Origin of the sequence: Coleofasciculus chthonoplastes PCC 7420 (assembly GCF_000155555.1) — a bacterium.
Taxonomy (GTDB): domain Bacteria; phylum Cyanobacteriota; class Cyanobacteriia; order Cyanobacteriales; family Coleofasciculaceae; genus Coleofasciculus; species Coleofasciculus chthonoplastes_A.
The window spans coordinates 3005-25968 of sequence record NZ_DS989865.1 but is presented as its reverse complement, the minus strand read 5'-3'; the positions used below and the strand labels follow the sequence as shown (position 1 = coordinate 25968).

Sequence of the window (22964 nt, the reverse complement as noted above, 5' to 3'; positions counted from 1 at the left end):
TTGAGGCTTGTTTGCAAAGTTAGTATGGTGTTGTTTTCTTTTGTCCGACTACTTAGAGATGTACCCTACTACGTCTCTAAATTTTCCAATCACCCATCCCTACAATCACCCATCCCTATCTGGGAATTAAAACAGATATAACTTGCGGAATCACGCGAAAGGTTGCTGGCGTAGAGGTGGTAATTTCTCCATCCGTATTGATAGAACGAGATTTGCGAGTATAGATTTCAAATTCCGTACCCTGGAGAGTACGGACTCCTGGTAAATCTGCGTGGCGTCCCCGCCATAATGCAGGAAGTATCAATAAAATCTGCCACCAATGATGCATTTCCAGACTGTATAAATCCAGCCGTTGATCATCAATTTTAGCATCATGACATACGGTCATTCCTCCGCCATAATGTCGCCCATTTCCGATAGCAATTTGAATTGTCTTTATCCGAATTGCTTCTCCATTGATACGAATTTCTGCCCGAAATGGTCGTGCTTGCAAAATCATTTTTAATGCCATAGACAGGTACGCTAAAATTCCCCAGCGACTTTTGTCTTCTTTGGTGAGGCGCTGAGTAATTTCCACACTCAACCCACAACTAGCCACATTAAAAAAATATTGCTCATTAACCAAGCCCAAGTCTATTCTCTGATATTGACCCGTAGCAATGACTTGGCATGCTTGGGGTAAATCAACGGGAATTTTCAACGTCCGCGCCAAATCATTCGCCGTACCCAAGGGTAAAATACCTAACGGTAACTGAGTATCCACTAACCCCTCTATCGCTGCATTAAGTGTACCATCACCACCACCAATGATTACCAGGTCTACCTGATGCTGATAGTGACGGATTATGTCCGGAAGCTTTAGTGGATCTTCGGTTAATTCTTCTAGTACAATAAAGCCTAGTTCCTTCAGTTGACGAATGGTTTCGACTAGATTTTCCTGTCCGTGACGAGATTTACGGTTGATTAAGAGTAATGCTGTTTTCGGCGGCAACTGGAGATGGTCATTTGTCATTTGTTATTTGTCATTTGTAAGGGTTTGAGGACTCCTTAGAGAATTGGTGGAGTGTTGGGTATATTTCCACCGACCTGCTTATTACATTTTATCGGTTTGATGCGATCGCACCTCTTCTAACGGGTGGATATTGGCATTCCCATTCCACCGGTTGTCTTTTTTTTGTTCAGGCATTCGATGCATTAAATGGCTTTTTTGTCAAGTCTGTTTCAAAATGAGTCTAGGCAATTGGGTGATGCAACATGCTTGTAGTGTTTAAAATTTGCCGACACGAGAACAAAAAAAATAACGCATTATCAGGCGTTGAATCGTTTACGGCTAAAAATTGGTACTAGAATAAACCCAATACAGGATTAATATAACATTATACTACATCCTCAAACCCTGATCAAATCATGATTTAGCCGCGACATTTTCGGGCAGATCTAAACCCGCTTTGCTTTAGAATATTAAAACGTAAACGTCGATGTTAAAAGTTTTCGTTATCTAGTCGTGCTGCGTCAGATACCGCCAGTTGAATCTCCCCAATTCAGGATAAAGGACGCGATCGCACAACTCAACCAATCCCAACCCACACCCTAAAAACCGTAGGGTACGCCCCGTGCGCCCTTTGTCAACGTGCGCCCGATTTAATCGAGTCAATTGTAGGGGCGGGTTTAGGGATTTAATGTCGATACCCACCGATAACCTTTCAACAAAACCCGCCCTGATCAGGTTGGCTTATAGTTCCCTTTATGACGGCGCTGTCGTTGTCGGATGGGCATTGCCCACCTTACCTGAAAAGGGAATGCAAAAAGAAAGAAGGAATAATCCATATTCTGTTTAGTTTGTCAAGACAGTCATCATAGAAAAATTTCCCGTCAGGGGTGGCACAGTATCAGGTGTCAACCCTGTGCTGGAGATCCCTAGGAAAAGGTGAAAACGGACACGATTTTTTATAGCTTGTTTCAGGAGTTTCCTAGTATCTTCTTTGAACTGATTAATCAATCCCCAGAACAAGCCGAAATTTATGAATTCACTTCTCGTGAAATTAAGCAACTGGCATTTAGACTGGATGGGTTGTTTTTGCCTAAGAACGAAACCCTAGACCAACCTTTTTATGTGGTTGAGGTTCAGTTTCAACGAGATGATAATTTTTATTATCGTTTATTTACTGAACTGTTTATCTTTCTAAATCAATACAAACCGACTTGTCCTTGGCGGGTGGTGGTGATTTATCCCAGTCGCCGGATTGAGAGGGAACAGCCGTTACAATTTCGGGAACTCTTTAGCCGAGTGACTCGGATATACTTGGATGAGTTAGGAGATGAAGCGCCGGCTTCTGTTGGGGTGAATATTGTTAAGCTAGTGATTGAGCAGGAACAGACAGCCCTAGAACAAGCAAGGCGTTTGATTGAACAAGCCAAAGTTCAGATAACGGATGAGACGACTAAACAAAACCTGATTGATTTAATAGAAACCATCATCGTTTACAAATTACCGCAAAAAAGCCGAGAGGAGATAGAAGCCATGTTAGGATTAAGTGAACTCAGAAACACTAAGGTTTATCAGGAAGCCAAGCAAGAAGGGTTAATAGAAGGTGAACAACGAGGTGAACAACGAGGCAAATTTAAAGCCAAGTTAGAAGCTATTCCTCGGATGATGCAGTTGGGTTTGAGTGTGGAGATGATTGCGGAGGGATTGGATTTACCGCTGAATGTTGTTCAATTAGCAGTACAGTCATTTTCTGAAGATAATGTGGCTGCGTTTATTGAACTGTTAAATACCCGCCGTTCGCTTTTTGAAGATCAAGACTTAGGGGAGTTGGCACAGTTAATTCAACCTTTACCGGATAAAATAGAAACGCTGTCTGATGCGATCGCACAATGGTGTAAGCAGGATGTCCACTCCCTACAGCGTCAAGCTTGGCGGGATTGTCTGTCTGGTAAGGTGGCGGCGACGGTGGAGGAATGGTTGGCGAGAAATCTGGAAACACTGGAAACTTGGGAACCTTCGGTGAATAAAGCTATCCTACAGCAGGCGATTTCAGCAGAGAATTCTAATTAGCGATCGCCTGTTAGTTTTCGATGATCCATAAACTGTTCATTTTGTCAATACAGTGACTGTAGGAATTTTCCGCTTCTGGGGTGGCACAGTATCAGATGTCAACTCTGTGCTGGAGGTCACTAGAAATAACCATCGGTTAGGACACATCATTTATGTAGAGACGTTCCATGGAACGTCTCTACAATGGCGTCGAAAGTCCTAATTGATGTGTCTATTGCTATAATCAATGTCTCAGCAATTTGATACCCGTTGGCGAAATTTTGACGGCTGAAAGCGGGGGCGAAAAACCGGGTCAGCCGTCAAAATCGCTAGGATGTTGACATAGTAAGAGTTCTAGCGTTTTAAGATTTTGATTAATTGCGAGTTAGTTTCAATAAGCGGGGCTGAAATGAACCTGAAAATGTCAGCCGTCAAAATCTGCGTTAGAATGCATGGCTGTAGAGGCTTTCAAGCTTCAGGGTTTCCCACTCGCTGGGAAAACAAGTTGAATGGAAACACACAAGTCGGCATCAGCGAGATTGCCGTAACGCAGTTTCCCACTCGCTGGGAAAACAAGTTGAATGGAAACGCAGATTACATCAAAGTGATCATTCAGGTTTGGGCTGTTTCCCACTCGCTGGGAAAACAAGTTGAATGGAAACAATTAGATGCCTAGGTCGAGTTGATTGGTTCCCTGTAGGTTTCCCACTCGCTGGGAAAACAAGTTGAATGGAAACCAGCATTTTATTGTCAAATCGGATAACGTCTCCTGGGTTTCCCACTCGCTGGGAAAACAAGTTATAGCAACCGCCATAGCGGTTAGGACACATCATTTATGTAGAGACGCGCCATGGCGCGTCTCTACAATGGTGCCGAAAGTCCTAATCGATGTGTCTACTGCTATAAATAGCAACCATTCCCCTCTTGCTACTCAGTAAGAGGGGATTCAATTCATCAAAACCTTAAGGGCACAGCAATACCGTACCCCTACCTATCCACAAAAAACCGCTATTCATCCCCCTTCATCCAACCCCCCTCAAACCCTCTCCCCAGCCGGGATTCATCCCCACCCCAAAAACTCCCATTAATCCCCTTTAATTCCTAGCCTCACATCCCCAACAATTGCTAGAGTACAGTCTAGACACCTAAACCCAAAGGAAATCCGCCGTGTCTGACTACACCGCCGCCAGTTTTGCCCCCGTACAAGGCTTTATCGAAAAATCCCGCAAACTGCGAGACTTGTATGGCTCATCGCTAATCTTATCCTTTTTAAGTTCTAAACTGGTGCAAAAGGCAGAGTCTTTAGGACTCACGGTTATCTCCCCCGGATTACCCGATGTTGCTAAAGGAATGCCGAATCGGATTCTGGTACAAGGGAAATTTGACCGCAATTTAGTTAAAACGACTCTACTCACTGAATGGCAAAAGATACTCACGATTTGCCGAGAGTGGATCGAAGCTAACCTAGGTATCCCCACAAATCAGTATTGTTGGTCACAAACTGAAGCCGATCAAGGACATCAGAAAGGAGAATGGGAACGCTGGGGAAGTTATACCTGGGAAATCTTTTGGGGTTATGGTGACTCCGTACAAGCCGCCATGGATGACTTGGAACGGCGCAAACTTAAGCGGGATTGGATTGCGATTAACTGGATGGGGGAAAGTTCTAGTTTAACCGGAACTGATGCGATCGCGTGGCATCAATTGGGTAAGTTTAACCCTAATCCGGGGCGTTGTCTCAGCCAAGGGGAACTAGAGGAGATGGAATTGTTTTATCGGCGCTTGTCTTGGCTACTGGATAACCCGGATTATCGGGTGGGACAAGAAAGTCTGTCTCTGCAAGAGTTGAGAGAAAAGCAAGCCAATCCTGATCAAATTGGTCGCTATATTGCCCCGAATGAACGGTTAAGTATTCCAGAATTAGTCAAGCGTTTAGTTACCTACGATAAACTCGCCGATAAAATTGGACTGGATAAACTCAAAGCCAAACCCGATGACCCCGAATTTAAGGATATTATTCGCAAACCCGGATATTGGACGGGTTGGTTTATGGGGGATGGTGACAAAGTGGGCGATAAGTTAAAACGTCTGGCAAGTCGCCCTGATGAACCTCGTACAGACGGGACTGTGGAAGATCTCCCACCTACAGCAACGAATCTCAAAAAATTTACCCAGTTAATCCGAGAATGGGGACAAGAGTTTCAGGAAAACTCTGACCTATTTTCCCAGGGAAAAGGACGAGTGATTTATGCCGGAGGTGATGACTTTCTCGGTGTTTTATATAGCCCAGAATCCGACCCTTCCACACCACCAGACAAGGTTAAACCGATTGAAGCCTTGCAGTGGTTATTAACCTTAGAACAGCATTGGCAAGACCAACAACAAAAGATTAAACACCAGTTAAATCTAGAGTTTACCTATAGTGTGGGCTTCGTTTGGGCAGGACATCAAGTTCCCCAACGAGACATTTTACAACATTGTCGAGAAGCCGAACAACGGGCAAAAAATCAAGGACGCGATCGCCTGACGATTCGGGTGGTTTTTAATAGCGGTCAATCTGTCCAATGGACTTGTCCCTGGGACTATTTACCCCTTCTCACCCAGTATCGCGATCGCGATGGCAAATCCTGGGGAGAGGAACCGAATTGGAACCATATTTATAGCGATTGGGCGCAGTTAAAAGCCCGTCATGGAATTCGCTTAAAGGAAATGGAGGGAATGCCGATTCGGAAAGATGTCGCCTTGGCGATTTTTGACCTGTATTTTAATCAGGCGGGAGAAAGGTTTAGTCAGGAGAATAAATGGATTGATATTGCTGGCGATAACACCAATATCGTGATTGTAAATTGGATTAACGACTTGATTCAAGTAGGGTGGCAATTATGTCGAACAACGGCTTCAAATACTTAATCGCCGTCAAGCCATTAGGCTTCATGTATGGTAGTGCTGGTGCTTTTTTATCCCCAGAAAACCTGGTCGGGCGATCGGGGACAAAATTCCCCCCAGATGCGGCGACAATGGCGGGATTATTTTTTCATGCTAATCAGGAACATCAGTTTTCCAATCATAAAGAGTTAAGCCATAATCTGGTTGTCGCGGGGGCGTTTTGGGCAAAACGGGATGACCATGAATGCTTTTATGTGCCGATTCCTTGGCATAAAGTTATCGCCGAAAAAGAGGAGGATGAATGGTATTTTGTCAAGAAAAAAGTCCCATCATCAGCAGCCAGTGACAGCGATGAAACCAACTGGATTCTGGGTCAGTATCGATGGCATCGGGATAACAAAGACCTCAATCCCGATTATACCTGGCAATCGATTTATAGCTGGACTTTACCCACCGCCGAACTGAGAAAAGGTAAAGAGGTTGAGACAGCCCCCTGGGAGTTTATCCCGTTTTTACATCCGCAACTGAAACAGCAGGAACGTCATGTGGTTAACCAAGATGGACTCTTCTTAGAAAATGCCGTACAACTGCATCAAGACTATTGCTTAGTCTACCTAGCCAACTATGAACTCCCTAGCGGCTGGTATCGGTTTGGCGGGGAAGGACATTTAGTCGATATTCAGACGCATCCTCTCTCAGAAACCCACCCCATCAATCAACTCTTGCGCCAAAAGATTCACCATGCCTTTGCCCTGATTACCCCCGGCGTTTGGGGGTCAAATAAACTCTCCTATCGCTATCCTCACCATCCCAGCTTTCCCCATCAGGGACTAAAAATGCTCACCGATAGACCGATTCCTTACCGTTATCGTATCGGTGAATCTAGACCGGAAGACGCCGAGAAACAGGACTATGATTCCAGGAAAACGGGACGCTTAAGTCGGGGGCGCTACGCCGTTCCCCCTGGAAGCGTTTACGTGTTCAAACATCCCTTAAATCTGACCTGGTGGGATTTTCCCGATGCATGGTTTCCCCAAGAAGGATTCCCCCTCAAGCATTTAGGATGTGGCTTATGTTTACCCATTGATATCAAAGGATTACCCCCATGTACCACCAAGGCTACGGCATAATTAAAACCCTCGCCCCCCTTTATGTCGGCGCAACCGCTGGCGAAGAAACGGGGAATTTGAATCTAATTTTTCGGGATAAAATTACCCAAACGGGAATCATTCCCGGAAGTTCGATTCGGGGACGATTTCGGGCAGATATGCGACTCAAACGTCAAGAGTGGTTAGAGTCAAACCTCGATGCGGCGGAGGTGGAGATTCCCGATGTAGAGGTGTCAGAGATTGAAATCAAAAGTAAGGGTATCACCCAAACCATTCCGCGATTAGTCTGGTTAGAACAACAGGCGCAAAGAAACAACCTGACGGTTCCGAAGGCGATTAATGATAATTACTGGTATGGGCAAACCGTACAGGGAGGAGACGATAATAGTACGACTGAAGCCTTAGTTAAATTTGAATACGCCTCCCTCCTCTGGTTACCTGTATTTTGTCCCGGTCAACCTGTAGTTTGGGTAACTTGTCCCTGGTTACTCAAACGATATCAAGACATCGCCAAGATTGACGCCGATGTTCCCAAGCCCTACACCGCCGGGAAAGGGCTAAAAGGGAGACAAATAGCAGGGCGCGGTCAAGTTCTCTTCTTTAATTTAGGCTTCGTTGAAGTAGAAGAGGACGAGGATTTATCACCTTGGATTCCACCGGGAAGCCAGTTAGAACCAAACAAATTAGTTGTTCTCAGCGATAACGATATCGCCATGGTGCATGATATGGCATTATATCGTCAAAGTCGGGTCAAACTCTTAGATGAGATGAAGAAAGTCGAGAATTTTTTCAATGTAGAAGCCTTACCCGAAGCCAGCATCCTAGTCTTTCCCATCGCCCAGAAGAGAACCGGATGGAAACCCTTTCAGGAGAAAGCCTCATTAGAATTATATTTTGGCGGATTAGAATCAATTGGATTTGGTCGCTGTCGGGTATTCATTCAATATTAACCCCCCGTAGGGGCGACCCGCTGCACTAATGAATAACACTATCCATTCAATGAACTCGGGTCGCCCTTTACCCAACCCTGAACAATCAACAATCAACAATGTAGGAATCAACCATGGCTTGGCAATCTTACGAACTCGATCACATCGCCCAAAAATTAGTTCTAGACGCCCGCAGACGCGACGACAAATCCCTTAATCAATCCCATAAAATGCGGTTAGCGGTAGCCTATGGATTAGAACGATTTTGGGGAGAACATTTGCGACTGCAAGGGAAAGAAGACAGCAAATCCCACTATTGGAAAGACACCTGGGATGCATTACACAAGCTGATGAAAAAAGCTGGAGTAATCATTCCCAATGACCCGGTAAATCCCAACCAAGTAGATGAAATTGAAGCCATGTCTGAGAAATTATGGCAACTCTCTATAGAGGATCAACGAGTCGCGATCGCGGTTTTAACTCAACTCTGTGATTGCATTGTTTGGTGGACACAACGATACAAAGTTGGCAAGTAAATTAACGATAGCATATTCGTCCCCCAATTATCAATCGTAGGGTGCGGTAGGGTGCGTTAGCGAAGCGTAACGCACCATGGATAACCACATTTTTACACATCATTTATCGGTGTCAATGTTAGCAATATTTACCCTCACCCCCAACCCCTCTCCCACCCTGGGGAGAGGGGAGTCAGAAAGGATAAACAGCTATATTTTTAAGTATGAATCGTTCCGGTTCCTCTTCTCCCTTGATGGGAGAAGGGGTTAGGGGAAGAGGGTGCGGTAGGGTGAGGAGAGCGAAGCGTAACGCACCATGGATAACCACATTTTTACACATTATTTATCGGTGTCAATGTTAGCAATATTCCCCCTCACCCCCAACCCCTCTCCCACCCTGGGGAGAGGGGAGTCAGAAAAGATAACTAGCTATATTTTTAAGCATGAATCATTCCGGTTCCCCTTCTCCCTTGATGGGAGAAGGGGTTAGGGGAAGAGGGTGAACCAATGTTAGTCTAGTATAGAATCAACCGCGCATTTTTAGGGCGCACGTCGGTGCGCCCCTACGATTCCCCCCATCATGTAAAACGCCACTGAACCGAATCATGAAACCCATACCCAACGCCTACAAAAAAGTCCCAATGATGTTCCGCGCCCAAATCCGGGGACGCAGCCAACTCCACTATATTGACCCCCAGAAAAAGAAAGACGGGGAAAAACAAGATGTCCAATATTGGGCAGAAGAATGGATGGAAAAAGCCGAATTTATTCCCCTCACCCATTCAGACGACAGTCAAAACCCAACCGACCAAACCAAAACCTATCAAATTCGCTGGCGATTCGTTACCAATGGCGGACAAGATGATGGGATGATTCGCCCCGTTATTGGGGGTTATGGTATTCCCTTTTATCCCGGTAGTAGCATGAAAGGCGCATTCCGCCAAGCCTGTGAACAAGCCGAACAAGCCGGAATTATTCCCCCAAATCGCTGTAATCTGTACTGTGGCGATGAAACCAATTTTACCCCAGGACTTCTCCGCTTTCACGGCGCTTATCCGATTAATGATTGGACTAAAAATTTAGTGGATTTAGTCCATCCCCAGCAAGGATGGCAAGTGAAAACCCAGAATACAAGAGGGAAGCGTTTATTAAGAGGAGAAAGTGCTTATGCTTTAGTCTCGCTGGTGCAACCGACCTTACGATTTGGTATCTCCAGTCATAAACCTTTATCTACCCAACAATGGCAAGAAATCTGGCAGATTTGGCAATACGCGATCGCGACGGGTTTAGGAACCCGAGTCAGTGCCGGATATGGGCAGGTTGAGACGGATTCCCGTTCAATTTTATATCAGGTTCGGGTCAAGGGACAAGGACAAGCGGCTAAGTTAATTGATGGGACGGGAGAATTTCGTCCGAATATATTTCGCGCCAGTTTACGGGGTCATGCGTTACGCTTATTTGGCGGCTTAACCAATGCCAAAACAGCGGAAGCCTTGGTGGAACAATTGTTTGGTGGCGTGGAAGGAAAGGGAAGCGTGGGACTCTTAAAGCTAGGGTTTCAAACGGAGGAGTTACGGTTAGGGACGTTTGGTCGAAATGAGTATGAACAGCCCACCTATAATGTAGAAGGAGATATTATTTGGTCATTAACTCGCCCCCTCCCCGATGATCAACACGCCGCCTTACAAAACCTAGTCACCGATTTAATCTGGTTTGCTATGGTGTTTGGCGGATTTGGCAAGTCTTGGCGACGGGCGGATCATCGCTTATTTTATCCTGATGATGAGTATGAAAAGTTAATTGGTTGTCATTGGCAATGGGCGGGAGAAATTGACGAAAAAAATGCTCGTCGGATTTGGCATCCGACTCAAGTGGGCAAGTTTATTAATTCTGTCTTAAACACAGCGAAAACCTGGATGAAATTACAAGGAAAAATTCCCAATCCCAATCATCCTGCCAATTGGCGCGAATCCTGGCATCCCTCTCGCGTCCAAGTCTGGGGACGATTGGCAAAAAATCGGGATGAATGTGTGGCGATTGATTGGTTACATAAAGCCTATCAAAAAGGTATTGTTCGCGGCGAAACTGACAAAAGTATTAAACGGACATCCGTAACCGGAGAACTGGGTCAAATTGGTCGCTTGTGGCATCGAATGTATCCACCCAAACTCTTCTGGATTAAGAAAGAGGGAAAACTTGAACCGAAATCAATGAATCGGTTTATTGAGTTATTAACCCTGTTTCCGGATGAGTCACCGGAATGTAAGAAGTTTGTCGCGTTTCTTCAGCAAAAGCCAAAGGGATTTGAATTATTGTGGGGAGGAAAGGAATAATGGCAATTTGGATTGTAACCATTGGCAGTAGTGATGTGCAATTAGACAGTGACAAAATTAGTAAGAAAAAGGGACGAAGGGAAAAGCAGCGCAGTGATAAGATGTGGAGGAATTGGTATGATTATGACATTCTTGGCAAATTCCACAATATTACATTTGAACTCAAGCAAATCGATAACCATGTCACTCAACCTTATCGGATTGAACCCAGGGTATTGGGAACGGTTTATCAGTATCATTCCCCCCAGATACAGGAAGAGATTTGGTCGTATTTAAATTTTCCCCTGTTGGATACATTTGTAAACCGATTAAAAGCAGAAACCGATCAGTTAGATCAAATTATCGTCCTGTTAACCGATCAATCCCAGATTTTCTCCGATTACCAAACCCAGCACCAATCCACCTGTCCCTATTGGCAAGATACCCATCCATTACAGCCTATTTTAGCCCGATATTTTCAGGGGGAGGATAAGTTTCCCCAAACCCCCTGTGAATGGATTGACCTAGCGCCGAACTCTAATGATCCAGGATTAGATGAATGGGATTATGTTCTCGATTTAGTCCGAAACGAGTTAGATTCTCTCCCTTTTACCGCCAACCCTAATCCGGCGACGAGTCAAACCGTTTATGTTAGTCATCAAGCCAGCACTCCAGCCATTTCTTCAGCGGTTCAGTTTATGAGTCTCGCCCGATTTGGCAAGCGGGTACAATTTTTAGTCAGTAATGAATATCACCTAGAACGTCCAGCGAATATTATTAGCAATTCCCAATATCTGCGGGGAATTCAGGTACAACAGGCGAAGGGATTAATTCAATCCGGAACTCCGGGTGCGGCGTTACACTTGTTAGAATTAGCAGAACTTAAGGGAAGTTTAGAGGCGTCGGTGGTGGCTGAGTTGGAAAAACTGGTGGATTTTTTCAATCTGAATCGTTCCCTGGCGGATAAGTCAAGTGAATTTGACCTTAAAGCAGCGACGGCGCGAATTGTTGATGGAATTGCCTTGATTGAACGATTATTTGAGCAAGAGAATTATCTGCCTGGAATTGCGCTATTGGCGGCGGCGCAAGAGACGTTTTTGCGGTGTGCGATTATGACGGAAATTCAGGGGCGTTCAGTGTCGTTATCGATTAATGGAACTCAGCAACGTTTTCCGGCGGAGGATTTAATTCAATGGCTAAGGAGAGGGTTACAGTTTGTTTCTACGGATGACTTGAAGCATTATTGGTCTGTATCGGGTTCGAGTAAGGAAGAAGTGAATAAAACGATTAAGACGCTGAAGCTAGAGACATTAAAGCAATTACAGTTTCCCATTGATGACAACCGATTCAAGCGTCAACCCAACCAAATCGGCAAGAATGAATTTATGCTCAAATGGCTGCGTCATCTCCGGTCAGATTTCCAGCCGTGGAAGGTATTGCACTGGTCATGTATTCAGAAGAACGAAGCGGGAGAACATGATGATGATATCCGCAACCAATTGATGCATAATTTGCAAGGAATGAAGCCGGAGGATGTGGTCAAGTATTTATTAGGGAATCAAGAGAGGGATATATCGGTTATCCAGGCGTATCAGACTGAGGTGAAACCGCAATTTATGGCGGCGATTCGTCTGTGTGGTTTGCCATTTACTGAGCCGAAGTTAACAGAGAGGCTGCAAGGTGTGGCAGACGCGATGCGGATTAAATCATCTTAGCATTTACTCAAGGCGAACCCACACAAAAAACGTCGGGGCGCACCGATGTGTATTGCGGTCAACTTAAGGTTAACCCCTCACCCCCAGTCCCTCTCCCAGCCCTCACCCCCAGCCCCTCTCCCAAGCTTGGGAGAGGGGAGTAAGAGGGGAGTAAGAGGGGAGCAAGAGGGGAGCAAGAGGAGAGCAAGAGGGGAGCAAGAAAATCCGGTTCCCCTTCTCCCACCCCCCTCGTTCCCCCCTACAAGAGGGGGGAGGACAGAGGATGCTATCGCTTTTGTTTCAAGGGAGAAGGGGTTAGGGGATGAGGGGGAAATGTCGAGGAGTAGATAGACACAGCTTAAAATATTACCAGCATTAGTTTTTCACATTAAGTTGACACGGATGACCGACGTGCGCCCGATTTAATCAAGTCAGCAGATGCTTCGCTTTTTGCCACAGAAGGGAAAGAATTCAAAGCCTCTCTCCCCATTCCCCCCTTTCAAAGGGGGGTTAGGGGGGATGGAGAGAGGTTTTCCAGATTCCGACCAAAAGTCAGCAAAATTACCCGCTTTTCTCAGGCTGGCAATTAATGATATAATCTCGATCAAACGCTAAATTAACTGAACCTTGAAAAGTGAATAAGATAGCGGCGAAATCAACTAATCGACACACCTCGCCCAATCGCTGAAACCCTATGTTTTTCGTTGAGGTGTGTCGATGCCTTACAGGGAGCGGGTTTGAGGGCTGTGTCTGGCTCAATTTAGGCAGGATATGTTAGAGTTTTAGCGAGGTGTGTCGATTCGGCGGCTGAAACCCAGTCTCCGTAAGGCGTCCTCAGCGAACTCTTCCCACTCGCTGGGAAAACAAGTTGAATGGAAACAAGACTACTCTTTTCTTCCTCAAAAATTGAACACTCTTCCCACTCGCTGGGAAAACAAGTTGAATGGAAACATACCTCCTAACTAACTAACTAAAATTTGCAAAAACCTTCCCACTCGCTGGGAAAACAAGTTGAATGGAAACATGACCTGAATTTCATTGAAATACCCTTGCTCTCCACTTCCCACTCGCTGGGAAAACAAGTTGAATGGAAACTCAATCAGACGGAATAGTAACTCCAAGCCTTCTTCAACGCCTTCCCACTCGCTGGGAAAACAAGTTGAATGGAAACTGTGAAGTGCAATTTCTTGTGCTACTTGTGCTTCCCACTCGCTGGGAAAACAAGTTGAATGGAAACTTTAACTTAACTATTCGAGGCTTTCGTAAATCACACTTCCCACTCGCTGGGAAAACAAGTTGAATGGAAACCTTCTTTTGAATCAGGAAGAGGTTTTGAAAGATTTCCACACTCTTCCCACTCGCTGGGAAAACAAGTTGAATGGAAACTCTTCTGGGAGAGGTAAACCTCCGACTATTGCACCCTTCCCACTCGCTGGGAAAACAAGTTGAACAAACAAAAAACCCCTGGTCTTGCCAGGGTTTATTATCATGTAGGGATAAAACCAACCTTGGACAGTCGCCCATGCCCAAGAAACCCCAACCGTTCTACAACACTTGGACAAAGCTAGACAACATTGGATATTGTTAGACATCATCCGGATTGCTTCCTGCTTTACCCTGGTGGTGTCGGCACCTTCCCAGTCCACAGGCTTAAAATCGGACGAAACTCGCCCTACTCAAAGACTGTAATTGTCGTAATTTGAGAAACTTCGCTGCTTTACTCCGTTATTTTCAGCGCCATTAAGGTTGCTGGATTTCTTAACCGCCTTATTACAGGTGCGCTACTTTTGTAGAGACGCGCCATGGCGCGTCTCTACTTTGTTATGGGATCTCAAGCCCTAATTTTTTTAGCTTGGTTTTCGCTCTGGGGGTCATCATAACACAACAACGCTTGGGACAAGGTGTTCAACAATGTCAAACTCTGTCCAAAGATTTAGTTACAGTTATTTACCCCACCGTTACATCGATCGCACTTCCTTCGAGAGACTCTTAATCCTCATCGCTACGCTGATCCAGCATCCCGGCGTCGGGAGTCGCCAACCTTTAGAACACACCCCAAACCGCACTCATCACAACGCCTTAACCCCCCTCCAAAGCCAAATTCGCCAGGTAGCTAAATCCCTGGGTATTTCATATCCCGATCGCTACCCATCAATCGGTACCCTCCGCAAAGACTTAGAAACCCTGCGAAATTACGGCATACTAGACCACAGAAAATATCGCTGGGGCTACTACCTGGGAACCGGAGTCATGAATCGAGACGAACTCAAAGTCGCCTTCAACGCCCTCCACTCCCAAGCCATGTATCAAGGTGATCCCCAAATCCGCAAGATCTACTACACCCTAGAAAAGCGACTACGGGGATTAGAACTAGACGGAAACACCGATATATCCTATCCTGTCCGCGCCTATATGAATCGCCCGATTATCCAAACTGACCCCGAAGTCATGGCGGAAAAAGGCACAACTCGCCACACCTTGTTTCACTGCTTAGACAGGATTGAGGACGCGATCGCGACAGGTCAATTAATCGAACTTTATCGCCTCCGAGAACCGTACCACAACAACATCGGATACTTACAGATTTACCCCCTACAATTGTTCTATCATGACATTGCTTGGTATTTACTCTACGAAACCGCCAGCAATCCGAATTTATACCAACCCGACGAAATCCAGCACCTAGAAGTCGAACGACTTGATCGGTTAAAAAATTACTGTAAAATCCTTCATTCCCCAGGACGAGGACAAAACGCCCAATTCGAGAGTCTCAAACTCGCCCAGAAACTCTTTAAAACCGGATGGGGAATAAATCTGGGAACCCCAGAAGAACAATACAACGAGCGAAAAAACCAGGAATCCTTTGAACGGATCACCGTGCGATTCTTCCCCCCATGCACTCAATTTATCCGAGAAGGCGAATGTCGCCATAACAACCAAAAAATTACATCCAAAAAAGACCAAGATGGACAAGAGTACATCGACTATAGTATCAAACTGCCCCGTCGTTCACTCCCGGAATTCTGCCGTTGGGTTTACCGTCATATTGGATGCAGCCAATTTATCTCACCCCCCGAATTAGTAGAAAAACACCAAAATGCTATTCAAGCCGCCGCTAACCGTTATAGCGCTTTGCACTGTAATAAAGTACAGTAGATCAAAGTCCCCCTTTTTAAGGGGGATTTAGGGGGATCGACAATGTACCGCAGAGCAGAGTAAACTGCTGTATATTTCTTATTTGGAGGGGCTTTGATGCTCCCCCTTCCGTGCAATAAAAGCGAAGCATCCTCTGTCCTCCCTCCTCGCAGGGGGGAATGAGGGGGGTTGGGAAGGGGGCTGGGGGGTTAGGTTTTTCCAATTCACCATTGGTATCAGCCATAAATTGTCCTCGATGTTCAATAACGGGATGTTCGGGTTTTCTCTGGCTGGCAATTAATGATATAATCTCGATGAAATGCTAAATTAACTGAACCTTGAAACGTGAATAAGATAGCGGCGAAATCGACCAATCGACACACCTCGGCAAATCGCTGAAACCCTATGTTTTTCGTTGAGGTGTGTCGATGCCTTACAGGGAGCGGGTTTGAGGGCTGTGTCTGGCTCAATTTAGGCGGGATATGTTAGAGTTTTAGCGAGGTGTGTCGATTCGGGCGCTGAAACCCAGTCTCCGTAAGGCGTCCTCAGCGAACTCTTCCCACTCGCTGGGAAAACAAGTTGAATGGAAACTCTCCACGGAATTGGCCACCAAACTTTATTTCGGCATTACTTCCCACTCGCTGGGAAAACAAGTTGAATGGAAACAATACAGTTGGGTCTACAGTTAGGTTGTAACCCGGTCTTCCCACTCGCTGGGAAAACAAGTTGAATGGAAACAAAACTTTCTCCACGAAATTCACCGCCAAATTTTACGCTTCCCACTCGCTGGGAAAACAAGTTGAATGGAAACCTTAAGTATCTTGCTTTAATATCCCATGTTTTTTTGTCTTCCCACTCGCTGGGAAAACAAGTTGAATGGAAACAAAATACATCGAATACATGATTTTAGCTTGAACTCCTTCCCACTCGCTGGGAAAACAAGTTGAATGGAAACCGAACCTCCCCGTTTTGACGTACATTCCCTTGGGTCTTCCCACTCGCTGGGAAAACAAGTTGAATGGAAACTCAGTGGGTATGGAAGTGGGTATGGAAGTGGGTATGGATGCTTCCCACTCGCTGGGAAAACAAGTTGAATGGAAACACCAAGTCTCCAGGATTGCTCTGATTTGAGCATTGCTTCCCACTCGCTGGGAAAACAAGTTGAATGGAAACGTTTGGATCATAAAGTCGCAAATTTGATACTTCACAAACACTTCCCACTCGCTGGGAAAACAAGTTGAATGGAAACCACCTTCCACTTCCACGACGACCAGAATCTTCTGGCTTCCCACTCGCTGGGAAAACAAGTTGAATGGAAACCATTAAGTCTTCGGACATGGAACCGTAGCTGACTCCTGACTTCCCACTCGCTGGGAAAACAAGTTGAATGGAAACTTATCTTTCCCTTCCCGGGGGTTGCGCCTTTTGAGGCTTCCCACTCGCTGGGAAAACAAGTTGAATGGAAACACTTCTCCGCCTGAACCAGGAGCAAGTTGCTCCATGCTTCCCACTCGCTGGGAAAACAAGTTGAATGGAAACAGGGTACACACCCTGTAACCTGAAAATCAGAAAAAAAAAGGGCACGGCATTGCCGTGCCCCTACCTTTCTCTATCAAATAAACCTATTGAATTTCACCCTACCCTCCACCCAACCTACTTAAACCTTAATATCAGCACTGAATAAATATAAGGCTAAAGTTCCTCAACTACGAACTAAGGCTAAAATTCCCCAACTACGAACGACAAACAACCCACCCAACGATATAATAGACACAACGCTAAAGTCGTCAGGACAACCTGGGGACAAACAGCAAAACCCGCGAAACTAATCGCGCTGGAGGTAGCATTGTCAAGGATTCGTCAGGACAACCTGGGGAAATTAACCAACAATGCTACCGTCTCAACTCTGCCCCAGAAATTGCATCTTATCCTTCAACCGTTGGGTAATATTATCATCAAACTCAGCCTTCGTCCAACTCGGATTCCTAGCAATACTCTCCAGCGTCAAATCATCAAATACCGCCCCTTGAAACTTCGCCCGTTGTAAATCCGCCTCAGCAAAGTCCACCCGTTCCAAAATTGCCCCCTTAAAAAACGCCGTATTCAGATTCCCCCGCACAAAAGAAACCCCCCTCAAAATCGCCCCATCCAGATGAATTTCCTGTAACCTTGCCCCCTGAAACGTCGTATTCTCTACCGTAGACCGTTTCAATTGCACGGATATCAAATTTGCCTGATTCAAACTCGAATTAATAATTAGAGTTTTAGGATCAGACTTACTCCGGTTGTGATAATCACTAAACACCGCCTCCTTCAGATTCGCCTGATCCAAATTCACATTATCCAGATAACTATAGGTCAAATTCGCCTTTTGCAGCCTCGCCCCGATTAATTGCGTCTGTCGCAATACCGCCCGTTCCAGGTGCGCCTCACTCAAATTGGCTGGAATTAAACTTAAATTCGCCAAGGTAATCCCATTAATATAACACCCCGATAAATCCAATTGAAACTTCCGTTCCGTTTCCGTCAGCCTCGTCAACTCTGGCTTTAAATAAACATCAATCACCTGTTCAAACACTTGCACCAGCAACCGATTAATCGTCGCATCTTGATTATCCAACTTTAAATTCGCCAGAACAATTAAATACACCTGTTCCCAGTATTTTTCATACCCCGGTTCCAGAAACGTCAACAGAGAAACCGTGGCACTTGCCTTCAGTTCCGACTGTTCACTCCCCAACCGTTCCACAATCGACGTAAACCGTTGATCCAGTTGTTGGTTTTTCTCCCGGCGAATTTCCGTCAACTGTCTCCCAATCGTCACAAAAGCACCAATAATTGCCACAATTGCCGTCACCGCATTTGCCAGGGATGCAATTGTCGTCACCAACGCAGAATTTTCCTCCCAAAAATTCTGATCCAGATTCGCGGCTTCTTTTTCAATCTTGACCGTTTCCTGTTCCAGTTTCTCGATTTCCTGTTTCAGCTTTTGATTCTCTAACTGTTCCCTTTCCGCCGCGAGTTGTGGGGAGGAAGGAGAAGGCGTGGCTGTCTGCGTCAATCCCGGTAACGGCTGAAACAAAACCAAGGAAATCAGCAGATTTGCCAATAAACGTGAACGGTGAAAAGGGTCATTGGTCATTGGTCAGGATTCTCACCTCTAGACAAAACCCACCTTAGGTTAACTATTTATTATAAAACCGTTAGATAATTGTAGGGGCGGGTTTAGGGATTTAATTTTGGCATTTACCGATAACCTATAAACAAAACCCGCCCTGGATTAAGGGTTGATGATAGAATCCTTTTCATTGCAGATATTCAACAGCAATTTTATAAATAATCATTCATTTGTAGGGGCGGGTTTAGGGATTTAATTTTGGCATCCACCGATAACCTATCAACAAAACCCGCCCTGGATTAAGGGTTGATGATAGAATCTTTTGCGTTGCAGATATTCAACAGCAATTTTATAAATAATCATTCATTTGTAGGGGCGGGTTTAGGAATTTAATTTTGGCATTTACCGATAACCTATCAACAAAACCCGCCCTGGATTAAGGGTTGATGATAGAATCTTTTGCGTTGCAGATATTCAACAGCAATTTTATAAATAATCATTCACTTGTCGGGGCGGGTTTAGGGATTTAATTTTGGCATTTACCGATAACCTATCAACAAAACCCGCCCTGGATTAAGGGTTGATGATAGAATCTTTTGCGTTGCAGATATTCAACAGCAATTTTATAAATAATCATTCACTTGTCGGGGCGGGTTTAAGAATTTAATTTTGGCATCCACCGATAACCTATAGACAAAACCCGCCCTGGGTTAACGGTTAATGATAGAATCTTTTTCGTTGCAGATTGTCGAGAAGTAACCTCCTTTGTTGATCAAGGGCGGGTTTTGTTGGGAACTTATCCCTAGATAATTCAATTAAACGGCTAAACCCGCCCCTACAATAAACTTATACCTTCTTTTGACCCAGCTAAAATGGTGGAATAGATTTGACGTTTAACCCTTCGACTTCGCTCAGGGTTAAACCGGGTGCACATCGGTCATTGGTGTCAACTTAAGGTAGAAAACCAATGCTGGCAAGGTTTTAAACCGTGTCTATCTACTTCTCAACATTTCCCCCTCATCCCCTAACCCCTTCTCCCGACCCCCCTCGTTCCCCCCTACAAGAGGGGGGATGACAGAGGATACTTCGTTTTTGTTGCACGGGAGAAGGGGGATCGGATGCTCTTGCTCCCCTCTCCCCGGCGTGGGAGAGGGGCTGGGGGAGAGGGGTTTAGCTTAAGTTGACACGGGTGCACATCGGTGCGCCACTACTGGTTTATTCCACCGCTTCTACAGACATAGATACAGGAGATACGTCTGGCAAATAGGTTTTTTCCACAACGGGGGTACACCCCAACCACTGTACCGATAACTTAGCAAACTGCTGCGGACAACCACTGACACAAAATCGCGTCGGTAGCGGTGGTGAACTATTTTTTAATCCCATTAAATCCAGTTCTTGCGCCGCCGCCGCCACCACATGTTCAGCCGGATCAATTAATTGGACAGATGCGGGTAAAATTTGTCGCAATACAGGCGCTAACAAGGGATAATGAGTACACCCATAAATCAACGTATCAATTCGCTGCTGAAGTAATGGCGTCAGATACTGCAAAGCCACTTCCGAGGTATAGGGTTCATATAACCGATTTTGCTCCACTAAAGGGACAAATTCTGGACAACTAACTTGCCACACTTGAGCGGTTGGTTCCACTTCCAATAAAGCGCGTCGATAGGCATTACTCGCCGCCGTCGCCGGGGTAGCAATCACGCCAATCCGACGCCCGACTTGAACGGCTGCACGAGATCCAGGCAAAATTAATCCCAAAATCGGCAGTTGAAACTCACGGCGTAAGGTGTCTAGGGCTAAGGCGTCACTGGTGTTACACGCCAGCACCACCATTTTCACATCTTGCTCAACCATCCAGGTGAGAATCTCGCGCCCAAATTGGATGATTTCCCTAGGCGAACGAGTACCGTAAGGGAGTCGTGCGGTATCGGCAAAATAAAGAATCGATTCATGGGGAAGTTGTCGGTAGAGTTCCCTGAGAACGGTAAGTCCGCCAACACCACTATCGAATACGCCAATACGACGGTGCTGTGCTTCTCCCCTTAAGGTCAAAATCGGGTCATTTGTCATTGCTTATTTGTCAGGGAACAGGGAACAGGGAACAGGGAACAGAGAATTCAAAAGTAGATCCTTGTGTCAACGATTAAAAATTCTGCTGAATGTACTGAAGGATACCACGAGCGATCGCCTGTGCCATTTGACTACGGTGAGTTGGATTATTTAATTTCGCCGAATCATCTCGACCGGTGACAAAACCCACTTCCACCAAAACCGCTGGCATTGAAGTTTTTCTTAGCACATAAAACCGGGCGCGTCTAACCCCCCGATTCTGTACCGGAACTGTCTGTAAAATGTTATTGTGAATCGTCTGGGCAAGGCGTTGCCCACTGGCGAAATAATAGGTTTCCAATCCATTCACATCCGGGCGGCTGAGACTAATGGCATTCGCATGAATGCTGACAAATAGATTAGCATTGACTCGCTCCGCCATGGTCACACGGGGCGCTAAATCAACGAAATAATCGCTATTGCGGGTTAATACGGCTTGCACACCCTGCTTTTCTAATAATGCTGCCACTTCTTGGGCAATGGGTAAAATAACATCCTTTTCCCGTAATCCGCCAATGCCAACAGCGCCCGGATCTTTACCCCCATGTCCAGGATCAACCATCACCACAATTCGACTGTTGGGAACCGTGGGAAATGAGGTTGGGGGTGCGGGGGATGGACTTGGCGGCGGTACCGGAATCGATTCACGGGGCGGTAATGTGGCTTGTTTTTTTTGTATGGGTAGCGCCAACAGGCGATCGCTAATTTGATTGAGGCTACCAATCTGAGTTCCTGGACTTGGCTGCACCAAAATTACCACGGTGCGAGAGTCTTGCTGGCGCAGCAATACCCGTGATAAAGGACTATTGGCAGTCAGTTGAGGTCCTTTAACCTGATCGGCTAATTGGGCATTGGGGATCGTAATCTGGTACGCCCTCTCATTCGCATCCCAACGACTGGTGGCTTGGACAGGGCGATCGGCTTCAATCAATAGTTGAGTCTGATTATTTCCCAGTTCAACCGACTGAATTGTTGCTTGTTGATTAATGCTGACTCGTCGATTCGAGGTTTGCGATCGCGAAGGATAAGAGACTAGGACATTACCCGAAGCATTAGAGCGACTCTCTAAACTGGATGCTGAGGTTCCTCTGGGGATAATCACCAACCCGCCAACATCGCTGTATAATGCCTGCCAATCGGGACTATCTCGGTCAACATTTAAGGTGATCCGAGTCAAGGGGGGTGAATCTTTCAGCCTTTGGAATTGGATTTGGCTAACGCCGTAGCGATTCACATTCAACGTTTGCTCAACCAGACGGCGGGAGAGATTTAACCCCTCCACCTCAATCTCAATCTGGCGGCGATCGCGACTCCGCTTCACCTTAATCTGATCCGGTTTTCCACCATCGGTACGGATAAAAAATCCATTCCGAGTCACCTGGAAACTATCCACTTGTGTCGCCGATGTTTCCACCGTCACCGTTGGGGGTGAACTCGGTTGAGGAGATTGGCGATCGTTAACCCTGAGCGAAGTCGAAGGGTTAACGGTTCGGACTGGGGGAGGCGGACTGGGTAAACTGGATATCCGTTGTGGATTGGGGATATTCACCGTCCACTGCGTCGGCGAGAGTCCCCTAAATTGTACCTGTTGGGGGTCGAGGGTATAACCTGGGGCTAATTCCACCACAATCCGAGTGGTTTGGTTTTCAAATTGTCCGACTCGGATTTCTTGAATCGCACCGCCCACTTGTTGATTCACCGTCGGGCGTCCCAGTCGAGTTCCGGGCAAATCAATAACCAGCCGAGTCGGATTCGCAATCAGTTGCGCCCTCGGCTGAACCCCCTCATCGGTGGTAAAGACTAACTGATTTTGAGCGCGGTCAAACCGCCAAAACAGCAGTTGACGCGCTTCGGCGGCGGATGTATAGAGAAAAACACTCAAAAAGCTGGAGAGTAGCAGTAGCCAGCGAAATCTCACAATTATTGCTCCTAACTTAAAGCTCGGTGCTGCATACAGCATTTGGGTGGGTGGCGTTTCACTTAAGGCAGTTGCTGAGTTCAAAACCGAACTCAGTCAGTTGATCGGGTTCACCCTATATCCCGAAGTCAACTGCTCGCTTTGGTTTCACCTTGGCTAAGCCATGTGACTCACCCAAGTTGAGTTGAGTAGC

Annotated in this window: 14 protein-coding genes and 2 CRISPR repeat arrays; of the genes, 9 read left to right on the top strand and 5 right to left on the bottom strand. The window is 46.0% G+C overall.

Features of this window, described 5'->3' with window-relative positions; translation table 11 throughout:
- Positions 1-115 precede the first annotated feature (115 nt).
- Both MC7420_RS27150 and MC7420_RS40540 read right to left on the bottom strand, forming a co-directional pair.
- Complete coding sequence (locus MC7420_RS27150) at positions 116-1012, bottom strand: lipid kinase (RefSeq protein ID WP_006104624.1); 897 nt, start codon at positions 1010-1012, stop codon at positions 116-118.
- Between the two features lie 486 nt (positions 1013-1498).
- Positions 1499-1693 carry a hypothetical protein gene (locus tag MC7420_RS40540; protein WP_006104543.1) on the bottom strand — a complete coding sequence of 65 codons (195 nt, stop codon included), beginning with the start codon at positions 1691-1693 and terminating at the stop codon, positions 1499-1501.
- A 234-nt stretch (positions 1694-1927) separates the two neighbouring features.
- Between MC7420_RS40540 and MC7420_RS27145 the strand changes: the two genes are divergently transcribed.
- From MC7420_RS27145 to MC7420_RS27105, 9 genes are all read left to right on the top strand, one after another.
- On the top strand, positions 1928-3058 hold the full coding sequence (locus MC7420_RS27145; protein ID WP_006104619.1) for an Rpn family recombination-promoting nuclease/putative transposase: 1131 nt from the start codon (positions 1928-1930) through the stop codon (positions 3056-3058).
- Between the two features lie 400 nt (positions 3059-3458).
- Positions 3459-3713, top strand: a complete 255-nt coding sequence (locus tag MC7420_RS44335; protein WP_449240181.1) for a hypothetical protein — start codon at positions 3459-3461, stop codon at positions 3711-3713.
- Between the two features lie 491 nt (positions 3714-4204).
- Positions 4205-5947, top strand: a complete 1743-nt coding sequence (locus MC7420_RS27140) for a Cas10/Cmr2 second palm domain-containing protein (RefSeq protein WP_006104626.1) — start codon at positions 4205-4207, stop codon at positions 5945-5947.
- A complete protein-coding gene (locus MC7420_RS27135; protein ID WP_044210035.1) occupies positions 5920-7053 on the top strand; it encodes a type III-B CRISPR module-associated Cmr3 family protein in 1134 nt (377 codons plus the stop codon). Before MC7420_RS27140 ends, MC7420_RS27135 begins: the two co-directional genes overlap by 28 nt.
- Positions 7029-7982 (top strand): RAMP superfamily CRISPR-associated protein, encoded by a 954-nt coding sequence (locus MC7420_RS27130; RefSeq protein WP_006104572.1) that lies wholly within the window; start codon positions 7029-7031, stop codon positions 7980-7982. The genes MC7420_RS27135 and MC7420_RS27130 overlap by 25 nt, the downstream gene beginning before the upstream one ends.
- A gap of 113 nt (positions 7983-8095) precedes the next feature.
- Positions 8096-8497, top strand: coding sequence for a hypothetical protein (locus MC7420_RS27125; protein ID WP_006104585.1), 402 nt, complete (start codon positions 8096-8098; stop codon positions 8495-8497).
- 584 nt (positions 8498-9081) lie between these two features.
- The gene (locus tag MC7420_RS27120; RefSeq protein WP_044210032.1) at positions 9082-10809 is read left to right on the top strand and encodes an RAMP superfamily CRISPR-associated protein; all 1728 of its coding nucleotides are present in this window, start codon (positions 9082-9084) and stop codon (positions 10807-10809) included.
- Positions 10809-12503 carry a hypothetical protein gene (locus MC7420_RS35730; protein ID WP_006104549.1) on the top strand — a complete coding sequence of 565 codons (1695 nt, stop codon included), beginning with the start codon at positions 10809-10811 and terminating at the stop codon, positions 12501-12503. The genes MC7420_RS27120 and MC7420_RS35730 overlap by 1 nt, the downstream gene beginning before the upstream one ends.
- Before the next feature lie 823 nt (positions 12504-13326).
- Positions 13327-13939: direct repeats of the CRISPR family, unit length 36 nt; unit sequence CTTCCCACTCGCTGGGAAAACAAGTTGAATGGAAAC.
- A gap of 454 nt (positions 13940-14393) precedes the next feature.
- Entirely contained in the window at positions 14394-15638 is a 1245-nt protein-coding gene (locus MC7420_RS27105) for a helix-turn-helix transcriptional regulator (protein WP_006104646.1), read from the top strand.
- 534 nt (positions 15639-16172) lie between these two features.
- Positions 16173-17156: a CRISPR direct-repeat array (repeat unit 36 nt; unit sequence CTTCCCACTCGCTGGGAAAACAAGTTGAATGGAAAC).
- Positions 17157-17517: 361 nt separating this feature from the next.
- Here MC7420_RS27105 and MC7420_RS27100 read toward each other — a convergent pair.
- From MC7420_RS27100 to MC7420_RS27090, 3 genes are all read right to left on the bottom strand, one after another.
- Positions 17518-18759, bottom strand: coding sequence for a pentapeptide repeat-containing protein (locus MC7420_RS27100; protein WP_006104645.1), 1242 nt, complete (start codon positions 18757-18759; stop codon positions 17518-17520).
- Between the two features lie 1191 nt (positions 18760-19950).
- Positions 19951-20814, bottom strand: coding sequence for a glutamate racemase (murI, locus tag MC7420_RS27095; protein ID WP_006104591.1), 864 nt, complete (start codon positions 20812-20814; stop codon positions 19951-19953).
- Positions 20815-20887: 73 nt separating this feature from the next.
- On the bottom strand, positions 20888-22813 hold the full coding sequence (locus tag MC7420_RS27090) for an N-acetylmuramoyl-L-alanine amidase (protein WP_198016575.1): 1926 nt from the start codon (positions 22811-22813) through the stop codon (positions 20888-20890).
- Between the last annotated feature and the right edge of the window lie 151 nt (positions 22814-22964).

Excerpts from the sequence above, each read along its gene's own strand:
- MC7420_RS27125 (WP_006104585.1), top strand. The coding sequence starts at position 8,096 with ATGGCTTGGCAATCTTACGAACTCGATCACATCGCCCAAAAATTAGTT.
- MC7420_RS44335 (WP_449240181.1), top strand. The coding sequence starts at position 3,459 with ATGTCAGCCGTCAAAATCTGCGTTAGAATGCATGGCTGTAGAGGCTTT.
- MC7420_RS27130 (WP_006104572.1), top strand. The coding sequence starts at position 7,029 with ATGTACCACCAAGGCTACGGCATAATTAAAACCCTCGCCCCCCTTTAT.
- MC7420_RS27120 (WP_044210032.1), top strand. The coding sequence starts at position 9,082 with ATGAAACCCATACCCAACGCCTACAAAAAAGTCCCAATGATGTTCCGC.
- MC7420_RS27105 (WP_006104646.1), top strand. The coding sequence starts at position 14,394 with ATGTCAAACTCTGTCCAAAGATTTAGTTACAGTTATTTACCCCACCGT.
- MC7420_RS27090 (WP_198016575.1), bottom strand. The coding sequence starts at position 22,813 with ATGCTGTATGCAGCACCGAGCTTTAAGTTAGGAGCAATAATTGTGAGA.
- murI (WP_006104591.1), bottom strand. The coding sequence starts at position 20,814 with ATGACAAATGACCCGATTTTGACCTTAAGGGGAGAAGCACAGCACCGT.
- MC7420_RS27150 (WP_006104624.1), bottom strand. The coding sequence starts at position 1,012 with ATGACAAATGACCATCTCCAGTTGCCGCCGAAAACAGCATTACTCTTA.
- MC7420_RS27100 (WP_006104645.1), bottom strand. The coding sequence starts at position 18,759 with ATGACCAATGACCCTTTTCACCGTTCACGTTTATTGGCAAATCTGCTG.
- MC7420_RS35730 (WP_006104549.1), top strand. The coding sequence starts at position 10,809 with ATGGCAATTTGGATTGTAACCATTGGCAGTAGTGATGTGCAATTAGAC.
- MC7420_RS27135 (WP_044210035.1), top strand. The coding sequence starts at position 5,920 with ATGTCGAACAACGGCTTCAAATACTTAATCGCCGTCAAGCCATTAGGC.